Source organism: Streptomyces sp. NTH33, from assembly GCF_003236365.1.
GTDB lineage: Bacteria > Actinomycetota > Actinomycetes > Streptomycetales > Streptomycetaceae > Streptomyces.
Genome location: NZ_POTZ01000167.1, coordinates 1 through 13257, shown reverse-complemented (window position 1 = coordinate 13257; position 13257 = coordinate 1). Strand labels below are relative to the sequence as shown.

The window sequence follows — 13257 nt, the reverse complement described above, 5'->3', positions numbered from 1 at the left end:
CTCTCCCCCTTCCCCCCTTCTCCTTCTTCCCCTTCTCGCGCTGCTCGAGCAGTCGGGGCGGTCCGCCTCACGGCACCCGTTCGCCCGGGTCCCGCAGGGCCGACCGCATGAAGCGGCAGCGGTCCATCGCACGGCGGTGCGTCCGGAGGATCCAGCAACAGAACCCAATGAAGCCGACCGCGAGGATCAACGGCTGATCCTGCGACGCTGCACGGCCACGACCGTGATGCCGATGGCCGTGTAGAACGCGCCCCGGACCACCCACAGGAGCGGATGCCCGTCCCGGCGGAACAGGGCAGCGATGCCGATACCCATGGGCAGCGCGGCGCGGGACGCCTCAGCTCCGCTCCTCCGGCACCACGAACTCGCACCACAGGCACTTGCCGCCGCCGCGCGCCTCCACGCCCCACACGTCGGTGAGCCGGTCCACGAGCAGCAGCCCGCGCCCCGAGAGACCCTGCTCCCCGGGATCCCGGCGGTGCGGCAGGGTGCTGGCGGAGTCCTCGACCTCGATGCGCAGCCGCCGGTCGGTGCCGCTGAGGACCCGCAGGGTCACGACCGCGGCGCCCTCGGTGTGCATCAGGGCATTGGTGATCAGTTCGTCGGCCACGAGTTCGATCTCGTACGAACGCTCGCGGGCGCCCCAGGAACGGACCCCGTCGCGGATCATGTGCCGGACCTGGGCCAGGTCCTCGGGGTCGCCGGGAGCCACGTGCCACTGCAGCCGGCCGACGGGCTGCCGTTCGGCCAGCGCCCGGCGGCGCAGCACCAGCAGGGCCACGTCGTCGTCGCCGCCGCGTTCCTCGGCCAGGTCCATGAGCCGGTCGGCGAGCTTCCGTGCGTCCTCGGGTCCGTCGGCGACGGCCTCGATGAGGGCGCGCATGCCGTCGTCGAGGTCGGCACCGGGCTGTTCGACCAGGCCGTCGGTGCACAGCACCAGGCACTGCCCGGGGTCGAGCTCCATGGTGCTGACCGGGTACTCCAGGCTGCCGAACTCGGCGGACAGGCCCAGCGGCAGGCCGCCGTCGGCGGTGACCCGGCGGCAGCTGCCGTCGCCCAGCCGCACCAGCGGGTCGATGTGCCCGGCGCGGACCAGCTGGACGATGCCGGTGGACAGATCGGCCTCCGCGTACAGGCAGGTGGCGAAGCGGTCGGTGTCGAGTTCGTGCAGGAAGACGGAGGAGCGGGCCATCACGGTGGCCGGTGTGTGGCCCTCGGCCGCGTAGGCGCGCAGCACGATGCGCAGCTGGCCCATGACGGCGGCGGCGTGGGTGTCGTGGCCCTGGACGTCGCCGATGACGGCGCCGACCCGGCCGCCGGGCAGCGGGATGAGGTCGTACCAGTCGCCGCCGATGTCCCGGCCGAGGGAGCCGCCCGCGTAGCCGGAGCGGTAGCGGACGGCGACGTCGGCGCCGGGCACGCTGGGGATGGTGCGCGGCAGCATGGCCTGCTGCAGGCCCTGGGCGAGGTCCTTCTCCTGCTCGAAGAGCATGGCCCGCTGCAGGCTCTGCGCGATGCTGCTGCCGAGGGCGACCAGGACGTTGCGCTCTTCCGGGGAGAAGCCCCGGCGGTCGCTGTAGAGCAGGCCCATGCCGCCGATCGGGCGGGCGTGGGCGATCAGCGGCAGGTAGGCGGCGGAGGTGATGTTCAGGCCGGTGATGTGCGGCCACAGGACGGGATAGTGCTCGGCGAAGTCCTCCGGGGACTCGATGAAGCGGGGACTGAGGGTGCGTACGGCCTCGCTCATCGGGTAGGGCTCGTCGATCCGGGTGACGTCGGTGCCGGGCACCGAGGCGCCCTCGGGGCCCTCGGCGACGAGCCGGATGCGGCCGGCCTCGACCAGGCCGAGGACCAGGCTCCTGGCCCCGAGGAGGGCCAGGCCGTGGGTGTCCTTGACGACGTCGATGACGTCCTGGACGGTGCGCGCGTGGGCGAGGGCCGCGGTGGCGATCTCCACGACGTTGGTCTGCTCGCGCCGGGCGGCGTCCTGGGCGGCCCGCTCACGGCGGGCGGCGCTCTCCCTGAGCTCCTCGGTGGCGTCGCGCAGGATCCCGATGATCCTGCGCGGGCGGCCCGTTTCGTCGCGGCGGATGTAGCCCTGGACGTGGGTCCAGCGCAGGCTGCCGTCGCGGCGGCGCAACCGGACGTAGGTGCCGTAGTTCTCGCTCCCGTCCTTCATCGCCTGGGCCACCAGCGCGTCCAGGCGCTCGCGCTCGGACCCCGGCAGCCGGTCGCCCAGGGTGCCCGGACGGCCGTCGTGCTCCTCCGGGGTGATGTCGAAGATCCGGTGGCCCTGGGCATCCATGTGCACCAGCCCGGCGTCCAGGTCCCAGTCGAAGCTGCCCATGCGGTTGAGCGCCAGGATCGGGTCCGGATGGGCCGGCCAGTCCTCCGGGAGTGACAGGGCGGACGCTCCCTGATCGGCCATGGGCGACACCTTGCCAGGGTTTGTCGGATTCTTCGAGCCGGGGACGGGGTAGCCGGGGCCCGTCACCATTATGTGCCTCACTCGTTTCCCCCTCGCCCGCCGGGAGCACCCGGGTGAGCGAGAGGACACGGACCGTGGCCGCGGTCCGGTGCCGCGCCGGAGGAGAGGAGCGCACGGCCGTGGGGTGGTTCACCGCACCCGAGTACTGGCTGAGCCGGCTGGTCTTCCAGCGGGCGCTGGCCGCGGTGTACCTGGTCGCGTTCCTGACGGCGGCCCTGCAGTTCCGGGCGCTGCTCGGCGAGCGCGGCATGCTGCCGATCCCCCGTTTCGTCGAGCGGGTGCCGTTCCGGCTGGCGCCGAGCCTGTTCCACCTGCGCTACTCCGACCGGCTCTTCGCGGCGGTCGCGTGGACCGGGTGCGCGGTGTCGGCGGCGCTGGTCGCGGGGCTGGACTCGTGGCTGCCGCTGTGGGGCGGGATGCTGCTGTGGCTGGTGCCCTGGGCGCTGTACCTGTCGATCGTCAACGTCGGGCAGACCTGGTACGGCTTCGGCTGGGAGTCGCTGCTGCTGGAGACCGGGTTCCTGGCGGTCTTCCTCGGCAACGACGAGGTGGCCCCGCCCGTCGTGGTGCTGTTCCTGCTGCGCTGGATCCTCTTCCGCGTCGAGTTCGGCGCGGGCCTGATCAAGCTGCGCGGCGACGAGTGCTGGCGGAAGCTGACCTGTCTGCACTACCACCACGAGACGCAGCCGATGCCGGGCCCGCTGAGCTGGTTCTTCCACCATCTGCCCGGGCCGCTGCACAAGGCCGAGACGGCCGCCAACCACGTCACGCAACTGGTGGTGCCGTTCCTGCTGTTCACCCCGCAGCCGATCGCCACGGCCGGGGCCGCGCTGATGATCGTCACCCAGCTGTGGCTGGTGCTGTCCGGGAACTTCTCCTGGCTGAACTGGATCACGATCGTGCTGGCGCTGTCGGCCGTCCGGTTCCCGGCGAGCCCGCCGTCCGTGCCCGCGGCACCGCTGTGGTACGAGGTCGTGGTGCTCGCCGTCGCCGCGCTGGTGGTGGTCCTCAGCTACCGCCCGGTGCTGAACATGATCTCCCGCCGCCAGGTCATGAACCGCTCCTTCGACCCGCTGCACCTGGTCAACACCTACGGCGCGTTCGGCAGCATCAGCCGTCTCCGCTACGAGGTGGTGGTCGAGGGCACGCGGGACGAGACACCGCGCGAGGACGCGGACTGGAGGGAGTACGAGTTCCGGGGCAAGCCCGGTGATCTCCGGCACTGGCCGCGTCAGTTCGCGCCCTACCATCTGCGCCTGGACTGGATGATGTGGTTCGCGGCGCTGTCCCCGGCGTACGCCGGCGCCTGGTTCGGCGCGATGGTGGAGCGGCTCCTGGAGAACGACCGCGACACCCTCCGGCTGCTGCGCCGCTCCCCCTTCCCGCCCGACGAGCCGCCGCGCTACGTCCGTGCCCGCCTGTTCCGCTACCGCTACACCAGCTGGCGGGAGCTGCGCGCGACGGGCGCCTGCTGGGATCGCGCCTACGTACGGGAGTTCCTGCCGCCGACCCGGCTGGCCGAGACCGCGCGGCGGTCGTGAACGGCCCTCGTCACCGGCTGTACACCCGGGCGGCCGTGCCCTCGAAGACCGCCGTGCGTTCGGCAGGGGTGAGGGCCGAGGTCAGTTCGCGGGCCGTGGTGAGGACGTCCGCGTAGCCCGCCGCGAGGGTGCACACCGGCCAGTCCGAGCCGTACAACAGGCGGCCCGGGCCGAAGGCGTCCAGGACCACGTCGGGACGGGGACGGCCACCCGCACGCCGCGCTCGGCAAGGAGTTCGACGGTCGCCCGGCCGGGAAGCCCGAGGCGGTGGAGACATGGACATGGCTGCGGGCGCAGTGGGGACAGCCCTGCCGGCCGGCGCGTGCGGTGGCGTCACGCGCGCCGCAGCCGCAGCGTCATCAGCTCGAACGGCCGCAGCCGCAGGGCGATCCGGTCGCCGTCCCGCTCCGGTGCCTCCGCCTCGGGCAGGGGCCGCTCCAGAAGGTCCGTCACCGTGACGCCCGCCACCTCGAACCCCGCCGTCAGCGTCGCCCGGGCCCGGCCCCCGTGGGCCTCGTGGAAGCGGACCACCACGTCACCGCCGCCGTCGTCGGCCAGCTTCACCGCCGTCACGACCACCGCGTCCTCGTCCACCGTCACCAGGGGGGCCACCTCGCCGGCGCCGGTCAGCCGCCGCTCGGGCAGGTTGATCCGCCAGCCCTCGCGCACCGCGTCCCCGATGTCCGCGCCGGGCACCAGGGCGTGCCGGAAGCGGTGGACGCCCTCGTCGGTCCAGGGGTCCGGGAAGCGCGGGGCGCGCAGCAGGGACATCCGGACCGTGGTGGTGGTCCCCCGGTCGCCGTCGGTGCGGACCGTACGGGTCACGTCGTGGCCGTACGTCGAGTCGTTGACGATCGCCACACCCCAGCCGGGCTCCGCCACATGCACGAAACGGTGGTTGCAGGCCTCGAACCTGGCCGCGTCCCACGAGGTGTTGGTGTGGGTGGGCCGGTGGAAGTGCCCGAACTGGGTCTCGGACGCGTACCGTTCGGCGTGCACGTCCAGCGGGAAGGCCAGCTTGAGGAACTTCTCCGTCTCGAACCACTCCACCTCCGTGTCCAGCACCAGCCGCCGCTCCCCCGTCGGCAGCGACAGGACCTGGGTGACGCCGGACGCCCCGAAGGACCGTACGATCCGCACCGAGGCGCCGTCCTCGTCCTCGCCGGCCGTGACCGACTCGGTGTCGGTGAGGTCGGTGACGGTGTTGCGGTAGAACTCGTCCACGTCCCAGGCGTCCCACATGTTCGGCAGGTCGGAGTGGAGTTGGAGGAGGCCCGCGGCCCGGCCCGGGGCGATGGTCTCGCGGTCGGCGCCGATGTCGTACACCGAGACGACCAGGCCCCGGGCGTCGACCTCCACCCGCAGCAGGCCGTTGTCCAGGACGTGTCCGCCGCCCTCGCGGGCCGTCAGCTCCGTGCGGCCCGGTCGGCCGGCCGGGGTGGCGGCGCCGCCTGCCGGGACGCCCGCGCGGGCGTGCGGGGCCGCGTTGAAGAGGAGCGGTGTCCCGCCTTCGCCCGCCAGCGCGCGCTGGGCGGCCTCGATGATCCCGTTCAGCTCCGCGGCGATCCGCTCGTACGTCGCCCGTGCCTCCCGGTGCACCCAGGCGATGGAGGAACCCGGCAGGATGTCGTGGAACTGGTGGAGCAGCACCGTCTTCCAGATCCGGTCCAACTCCTCGTACGGGTAGGGGAATCCGGTCCGTACGGCCGCCGTGGCCGCCCACAGTTCCGCCTCCCGCAGCAGGTGTTCGCCGCGCCGGTTGCCCTGCTTGGTCCCCGCCTGGCTGGTGAGGGTGGCCCGGTGCAGCTCCAGGTACAGCTCGCCGACCCAGACGGGAGGTTCGGGGTACTCGGTCTCGGCCCTGTCGAAGAAGGCCCGCGGGGCCTCCCACTCCACGCGCGGCGAGCCCTCCAGGTCGCGCAGCCGGGCGGCCTTGGCGACCATCTCGCGGGTGGTGCCGCCGCCTCCGTCGCCCCAGCCGGTGGGGGCGAGGGAGTGCCGGGCGGCGCCCTTCTCCCGGAAGTTGCGGGCGGCGTGGGCGATCTCGCTGCCGTTCATGGAGCAGTTGTAGGTGTCGACGGGCGGGAAGTGGGTGAAGATCCGGGTGCCGTCGATGCCCTCCCACAGGAAGGTGTGGTGCGGGAACCTGTTGGTGCGCGACCAGGAGATCTTCTGCGTCAGCAGCCTCCTGGAGCCCGCCGCCCTGATGATCTGCGGCAGTCCGGCGGCGAAGCCGAAGGTGTCGGGCAGCCACGCCTCGTCGTTCTCGATGCCGAACTCGTCGAGGAAGAACCGCTTGCCGTGCACGAACTGCCGGGCCATCGCCTCCGAGCCGGGCATGTTGGTGTCCGACTCCACCCACATGCCGCCGGCCGGCACGAACCGTCCGTCGGTCACCGCCTTCTTCACCCGGGCCCACACCTCGGGCCGGTGTTCCTTCAGCCACGCCCACTGCTGGGCCTGGGACATGGCGAAGACGAACTCCGGCTCGTCCTCGAGCAGGGCGGTCATGGTGGACGCCGTACGGGCCACCTTGCGCACGGTCTCGCGCAGCGGCCACAGCCACGCCGAGTCGATGTGCGCGTGCCCGACCGCGCTGATCCGGTGCGCGGAGGCGGCGGCGGGAGCGGCGAGCACGTCGGCGAGGTGCGGGCGGGCGCGCTCGGCCGTGCTGTTCACGTCCTGCGGGTCGACCGCGTCGAGCGCCCGCTCCACCGCGCGCAGGATCTCCCAGCGGCGCTGCGAGTCCGCCGGCAGCTCGGCCATCAGCTCGCCGAGCACTTCGAGGTCCATCACCAGCTGCCACACGGTCTCGTCGAACACGGCGAGGTCCATGCGGGCGAGCGTGTACTGCGGCTCGCTGCCCGCGGTCTCCTTGTCGCCGAGCGGCGAGCCGCCGAGGATCACCGGGTTGGAGGCGGCCTCGACGTGCAGCCGCACCTCCTCGCCGCCCGCTACGGGGGCGCCGATGCGGACCCATTGGTTGCGCGGGCTCAGCCCCTTCACCGGGGTGCCGTCGGGCCGGTACACCAGGCCCTCGCACTGGAAGCCGGGCATGTTCTCGTCGAAGCCGAGGTCGAGCAGCGCCTCGACGGTCCTGCCGGCCCAGTCCTCGGGTACGGTCCCGGTCACCCGGAACCAGCTGGTGCCCCACGGAGCACCCCACCGGGCGCCCACCTCGACCGGCTCCGGCTCGGCGGCCAGTCCCTCGGCGACCGGGACGGGCTCCCCGGGCGCGTGCCACACCGCCACCTCCAGCGGGACGGACTCGGGATACACGGCGGGGCGGATGCGCTCGTCGAGCACGCGCCGGAGGCGGGCCTCGACAAGGGTGCGGTCGTCGTGCATGGGAGGCGCTCCGTGGGTCGTACGTCAGCAGGTGGTCGCCCGGTGCGGGGTGACGGTCGCGGGTGCCGGTGGTGGGACCGGTCGTGGGGCCGGTCGTGGGGGCCTGCCCGCTGTACGGCTCCCCCGCCGCACGCGGCTCCAACCCCGCGGCCGCGGGGCCTCTCGACGCGGGGCGCCCGGGCGGGCAGAGTTCTCTGTGCGTACTCGCCAGTACGCCCCCTGACCGTCCTCTTTCCGTCCCCTTTCCGTCCCCTTCCGAGGAGCGCCCGTGACCAGCTGGGTGGGCCGCAGTGCCGCCGAGATCGCCGCCGCCGTACGCGAGAAGCGGGCCACGCCCGGTGAGGTGGTGGCCGAGCACCTCGCCGGGATCGAGCGGCTCGACGGCCGTGTCGGCGCCTTCCGCACCGTCCGCGCCGAGGCCGCGCTCGCCGAGGCCGACGAGGTGGCGGCCCGGGGCGACCTGGCGGAACTGCCGCTCGCGGGCGTGCCGGTGGCCGTCAAGGACAACCTGGCGGTGCGCGGCGAGTCCTGCCGCGTGGGTTCGGCCGCGACCCCGGACACGCCCGCCGAGCAGGACCATGTCACGGTGGCCCGGCTGCGGGCGGCGGGCGCGGTGGTCGTCGGGCTGACGAACGTGCCCGAGCTGTGTGTCTTCGGCACCACGGAGGGGGCGTACGGCACCGCCCGCAACCCGTGGGACACCACCCGGACGGCGGGCGGCTCGTCGGGTGGCAGCGCGGCGGCGGTCGCGGCCGGCCTGGTCCCGATCGCCCTGGGCAACGACGGCATGGGCTCACTGCGCATCCCGGCCGCCAACTGCGGGCTGGTCACCATCAAGCCGGGCCACGGGGTGGTGCCCGCGGGCATCGGCGACGGCGACTGGTTCGGCATGTCCGAGAACGGCCCGCTGGCCACGACCGTCGAGGACGCCCGGCTGATGCTCTCCGTCCTGGCGGACACCGACGTCGTGCGCGGGCGGGAGACGGCCCCGCGCACGATCGCCGTGTCCGTGCGCAGCCCGCTCGCCGGGGTCGCCGTGAGCAAGCCGTACGCCACCGCCGCCAGGGACGCGGCACGCCTGCTGGCCGGGGCCGGTCACCGGGTGCGCCGCGCGGACCCGCCGTATCCGGTGTCGCTGGGCGTCACGGCCCTGCGGCACTGGTCGGCGGGTACGGCCGTGGACGCGGCGGGGCTGGATCCGCGACGGCTGGCCCGGCGCACCCGGGTGCACGCCGCCGTCGGGCAGCGGTTCCTGGACGGGGTGCGCACGAGTACGCAGCGGGAGCGGCTGCGCCGGCGGCTGGAGCCGTTCTTCGCCGAGTACGACGTGCTGCTCACCCCGGCGCTGGCCCGCCGCTCCCCGCAGGCCGGGCCCTGGCACGAGCGGGGCTGGCTGCGCAATGTGCTGGCCAACACCGGCTACTCGCCGATGACGCCGCCGTGGAACCTGGCCGGCTGGCCCGCGATGGCGGTGCCGTTCGGCACACTGCCCTCCGGCGCCCCCTGCGCCGTGCAGCTGGTGGGCCGTCCGGGCTCGGAGGCGGACCTGCTGGACCTGGCGGAGCAGATCGAGACGCTGCACCCGTGGCAGCGGACGGCCGGCCTCGCAGAGCGGTACGGCTGAGCGCTCCGCCGGAAGCACGGTGATGAACCTGCGGGCCGGTGGGGGGCCGGCCGCGCCCACGATGGAGGTCCCCCTGCTCGTCAAGAGCTTGGGGATGGGGCCGCACATCAATACAGCCCCGCGCCCCTTGCGGGGCGCGGTATCGCACCGGGCCTCACCAGGGCTGCTCAGAGCGCCTTGTACATGATGTGCAGCCCGACCCGGCCGTGCCGGGGGTGTTCGTACGCCTCCGGCACCGTGCCGAGGATCCGGAAGCCCAGGGAGGTCCACAGCTCGACGGCCGGGTTGGTCTCCACGACGGCGTTGAAGACCATGCCCCGGTAGCCGGCGGCCTCGGCGGCGGCGAGGATGTACTCGGCGAGGGCGCGGCCGATGCCCTGGCCGGCCCGGTCGGGGTCGACCATGAAGCCCGCGTTGGCGATGCGGGCGGCGGGGCCGTCGTAGTTGGGCGCGACGTAGGCGGAGCCGACGACCGCCCCGGTGTCGTCCTCGGCGACGTACACGCGTTTGGCCGGGTTCATCCACAGGGCCCGGGCGTCCTCCTCGGAGGTGTCCGGGTTCCAGGTGTAGGTCTCGGCGGCGGCGACGATCCGGTGCCAGAAAGGCCAGATCCGCGGCCAGTCGTCGGCCGTGGCTTTTCTGATCAGCATGGGCGTGACTCTCGCACGCCCATGCCGGCTGCGACCGCGACGGTTCCCGCCGGATCAGTCCACGCTGGGCAGGATGTGCGGCTCGGCAAGGTCGTCCTCGTAGCCCGCCAGGCGGATCGGGGCGGACCGGGCCCACACGTCGAGGCAGCAGAGGTCTCCGGGCCTGCGGCCCGCGCGTTCCGTGCGTTCCATGGGGCGCTGATCGCGATTCGTCTTCTCCGGTGTCACCGCGCACTCCTTATGTGTCGGTCACCCTCGGGGCATCCCGGCCGCTTCGCACAGCGGTACCCGACGCCCGTTCGGGTCTGGTTCAAAGCCATCTCGGACGCGGTGGCGCCGGCAACTGAGGTCGGGCAGGCCGTTGTGCACCGGCTCGCCCCGGGACGGACCATGGGTGTGGATGGAACCCCTTGGTGCTGCCCGTCCGCTCCAGATTAACCAAATGAGCGGCCTCCCGCTCGATAGGGCTGCAAAGAGCTGGTAACTATCCGAAGTCGCGCGTGTTGATTCGACCATTCACAAGCCGTTTTGTCACATCATGGACGCCATTCGCCATGACCCATTGACCCACCACGACGGCCGTCTCGCGGGAGGACCGACGCATGGAGCTGCGCAGCGTCGAGGCGCTGATGGACTTGCTGTACGCCTGCCGGGGCGCTGTCACCGCACCGGACGGCCACGGCGGCGGTGTCGACGCGCACGACCACGCGCTGCGCACCGCCGCCCTGCTGCGCCGGCGCCACCCGGCCGACAAGGAGCTCCAGGTGGCGGGTCTGGTCCAGGGCATCGGTCGCCTGCTGGGGGCGGGCGCCCGGAAGGGCCCGGCCGACCTCGTCGCCGAAGCGGTCCGCGGCCTGCTCGGCGAGCGTGTCTCCCGCCTCGTACGGCAGCATACGGCGGTCCCCGGCCACCTGCTCGACGAAGACGCCCTGTCCTTGCGCCAGGCGGCCGAGGAGGCCCGCACCCACGCCCTCGGCGCCGGTGTCCTGGAGGACTGGCGCACGGTCCTGGAGCTGGTCGCGGCACGCAACTCCCGGCCGGAAGAGGCGGGCCGGCACGATGTCAGGGACGTCTGGTACGAGAGGTGCCGGCTGCGGCCCGACCGGCACACGCACCCCGTGCAGGCCGTGCGCCGGTGACGTCGTCCTCCGGACCGCGGGGCGGGACCGCCGTCGTCGCCGGGGGCGTGGGCGCCGCGGCCGGTCTCCGGCAAGGTGGTGCGGGGTGCCGGGCCGGCCGGTCGTGCGGGCAGGCGCCGGGGCGGCGCGCCGCCGGCTTCGCGACCGGCCCGTACCCGGTCCACGGCCGGCCGGAGGCCCTCGCTCACCACTTGCCGGGCGCGTAGTCCTTGAGGAAGACGCCGTACAGGTCCTCGCCCGTCTCGCCGCGCACGATCGGGTCGTAGACGCGGGCGGCGCCGTCGACCAGGTCGAGCGGGGCGTGGAAGCCGGCCTCGGCCATGCGGATCTTGTCGGGGTGCGGGCGCTCGTCGGTGATCCAGCCGGTGTCGACGGCCGTCATCAGGATGCGGTCCTTTTCGAACATCTCCTGGGCGCTGGTGCGCGTGAGCATGTTCAGGGCGGCCTTGGCCATGTTGGTGTGCGGGTGGCCGGCGCCCTTGTAGCCGCGGTTGAAGACGCCCTCCATGGCGGAGACGTTCACGATGTAGGTGCGGCGGGCCGCGGAGGCCGCCATCGCCGGGCGCAGGCGGCTGATCAGGATGAAGGGCGCCGTCGAGTTGCACAGCTGGACCTCCAGCAGCTCGACCGGCGTGACCTCCTCCACGGTCTGGATCCAGCTGTTGGTGTCGTGCAGGTCGGGCACCAGGCCGCCCGCGTCGATGGCCGTGCCGGCCGCGATCCGCTCCAGGGACGCCGAGCCGGAGACGAGGGCCAGGTCGGTGACGTCCTGGGCGGTGAGCGCGCCGCCGCCCGCCACCGGCAGCTCGGCGACCGCGCCGGAGCCGAAGGTGCCGATCACCTCGGCCGCGGGCAGCTCACCGGCCGGCAGCGGGGCCGACTCGGCGGCGACCAGCTCGCTGTAGGCCTGCGGGGAGCGCCGTACGGTCTGGGCGGCGTTGTTGATCAGGATGTCCAGCGGGCCCTCGGCCGCGACCGAGTCGGCGAGGGCGACCACCTGGGCGGGGTCGCGCAGGTCGATGCCGACGATCTTCAGCCGGTGGATCCACTCGCCGCTGTCGGGCTGGGCCTTGAAGCGGCGGACGGCGTCGTTCGGGAAGCGGGTCGTGATCGTGGTGTGCGCGCCGTCGCGCAGCAGCCGGAGCGCGATGTACATGCCGATCTTGGCACGGCCGCCGGTGAGCAGGGCGCGCTTGCCGGTGAGGTCGGCGCGGGCGTCCCTGCGGGCGCGGTTCTCGGCGGCGCACGCCGGGCAGAGCTGGTGGTAGAAGTAGTCGACCTCGACGTAGCGGGTCTTGCAGGTGTAGCAGGAGCGCGGGCGCTGGAGTATGCCCGCGATCCGCCCCACCTCGGTCGTGGACGAGGGCAGGATGCCCTCGGTCTCGTCGTCGATCCGTTGCGCCGAGCCGGTGGCCGTGGCTTCCGTGACCGCCCTGTCGTGCGCGGTCTTGGCGGCCCGGCGCTCCTGGCGGCGGCGCTGCTTGACCGTGCGGTAGATGTGCGAGGTGGCCCGGCGCACCAGGACCGCGTCCGGGTGGTCGACCTCGATCCGGTCGAGCTCCTCCAGCACGCTCAGGCACACGGCGAGGCGCTCGGGGTCGATGCCGGGGCCGTACGCCACCTCGTCCGTGGTCGTCGGGCCCTCGTCTGTCACCGTCATCGCGCTGCCGTTCCCTGGTCACCCGTGCGGCGCTCCGACTCGCGTCCGCTTTCGAACGGGGGATTTTACGGCAGCGCCGGGCCGCGAGGGAAAACAGGGGTGATCATGGTCCGCAGACCGTGATCAGGGTCTCCATCTCCTCGGTCACGGCGTGGGCGAGCCGGCCGAGGTCCGGGACGGCCTTGGCGTCGGCGACGAACCCGTAGTGGACCTGGCCGCGGTAGGTCGAGATCGCGATCGCCAGGGACTGGCCGCGGGCCAGCGGCGCGAAGGGGTAGACCGCGGTGAGCGGGTGGCCGCCGAGCTTCAGGCCGACGCCGGGCAGCGGCACGCTGGTGACCAGGATGTCGAACCAGAGCCGGGCGGCCTGGCCGACCAGCGGTCCGCCGAGCCGGTGGCCGAGGGCCGGCACGTGGTCGGCGAGCAGCGCGACGGCGCCCGCGCCCCGGTGGGGGCCGGCGTCCTTGTTGCGGTCCATGGCGCTGCGGACGGCGCCGAGGCGGCGCAGCGGGTCCGGGACGCCGACGGGGAGCTCCATCAGATAGCCGGAGAGCCGGTTGCCCTGCGGGTGGGCGGTGCGCGGACGGCGCCTGGAGACCGGGATCAGGGCGCGGGGTGCGACGCCCTCGCTGGAGTCGCCGCGCTCGTCGAGCCAGCGCCGCAGGGCACCGGCGACGACCGCGATCAGTACGTCGTTGACGGTGCCGCCGACGGCCTTGCGCACCAGGTGCACGTCGTCGATGTCGACGACCGCGCCGGCGGTGCGGCGGGTTCCGGTGGGCTCGGCGGTGAGGGCCGGCGTGGGGC

At 73.4% G+C, this 13257-nt stretch carries 10 protein-coding genes and 1 pseudogene; 3 read left to right on the top strand and 8 right to left on the bottom strand.

The genetic code is table 11. From position 1 onward, the window contains the following. Nucleotides 1–186: 186 nt before the first annotated feature. Nucleotides 187–315 (bottom strand): hypothetical protein, encoded by a 129-nt coding sequence (locus tag C1I97_RS41520; RefSeq protein ID WP_258382610.1) that lies wholly within the window; start codon nt 313–315, stop codon nt 187–189. A gap of 22 nt (nt 316–337) precedes the next feature. Beyond that, the gene (locus C1I97_RS17645) at nt 338–2428 is read right to left on the bottom strand and encodes a SpoIIE family protein phosphatase (protein ID WP_111004180.1); all 2091 of its coding nucleotides are present in this window, start codon (nt 2426–2428) and stop codon (nt 338–340) included. A 179-nt stretch (nt 2429–2607) separates the two neighbouring features. Here C1I97_RS17645 and C1I97_RS17640 point away from each other — a divergent pair, with 179 nt between their 5' ends. After that, a complete protein-coding gene (locus C1I97_RS17640) occupies nt 2608–4029 on the top strand; it encodes a lipase maturation factor family protein (protein WP_111004181.1) in 1422 nt (473 codons plus the stop codon). A gap of 10 nt (nt 4030–4039) precedes the next feature. Here C1I97_RS17640 and C1I97_RS17635 read toward each other — a convergent pair. Together C1I97_RS17635 and C1I97_RS17630 are read right to left on the bottom strand one after the other, a co-directional pair. Beyond that, nucleotides 4040–4234 (bottom strand): annotated as a pseudogene (locus tag C1I97_RS17635) (amidohydrolase family protein); the annotation flags it as partial. A gap of 128 nt (nt 4235–4362) precedes the next feature. Further along, nucleotides 4363–7377 carry an alpha-mannosidase gene (locus tag C1I97_RS17630; protein WP_111004178.1) on the bottom strand — a complete coding sequence of 1005 codons (3015 nt, stop codon included), beginning with the start codon at nt 7375–7377 and terminating at the stop codon, nt 4363–4365. 268 nt (nt 7378–7645) lie between these two features. Between C1I97_RS17630 and C1I97_RS17625 the strand changes: the two genes are divergently transcribed. Next, nucleotides 7646–9001 (top strand): amidase, encoded by a 1356-nt coding sequence (locus tag C1I97_RS17625; protein ID WP_111004177.1) that lies wholly within the window; start codon nt 7646–7648, stop codon nt 8999–9001. A 167-nt stretch (nt 9002–9168) separates the two neighbouring features. Here C1I97_RS17625 and C1I97_RS17620 read toward each other — a convergent pair whose 3' ends face one another. Both C1I97_RS17620 and C1I97_RS17615 read right to left on the bottom strand, forming a co-directional pair. Then, nucleotides 9169–9651 (bottom strand): GNAT family N-acetyltransferase, encoded by a 483-nt coding sequence (locus tag C1I97_RS17620; RefSeq protein WP_111004176.1) that lies wholly within the window; start codon nt 9649–9651, stop codon nt 9169–9171. Nucleotides 9652–9705: 54 nt separating this feature from the next. Further along, nucleotides 9706–9879 (bottom strand): hypothetical protein, encoded by a 174-nt coding sequence (locus C1I97_RS17615; RefSeq protein WP_111004175.1) that lies wholly within the window; start codon nt 9877–9879, stop codon nt 9706–9708. Nucleotides 9880–10253: 374 nt separating this feature from the next. On the opposite strand from C1I97_RS17615, the gene C1I97_RS17610 reads away from it, so the two are divergent. Next, complete coding sequence (locus C1I97_RS17610) at nt 10254–10790, top strand: hypothetical protein (RefSeq protein WP_258382609.1); 537 nt, start codon at nt 10254–10256, stop codon at nt 10788–10790. Nucleotides 10791–10974: 184 nt separating this feature from the next. On the opposite strand, the gene C1I97_RS17605 is transcribed toward C1I97_RS17610, so the two are convergent. Together C1I97_RS17605 and C1I97_RS17600 are read right to left on the bottom strand one after the other, a co-directional pair. Next, the gene (locus C1I97_RS17605; RefSeq protein ID WP_111004174.1) at nt 10975–12450 is read right to left on the bottom strand and encodes an SDR family oxidoreductase; all 1476 of its coding nucleotides are present in this window, start codon (nt 12448–12450) and stop codon (nt 10975–10977) included. A gap of 103 nt (nt 12451–12553) precedes the next feature. Continuing rightward, nucleotides 12554–13257, bottom strand: a 704-nt coding sequence (locus C1I97_RS17600) for a WS/DGAT domain-containing protein (protein WP_146608234.1), incomplete at its 5' end; no start/stop codon positions are given.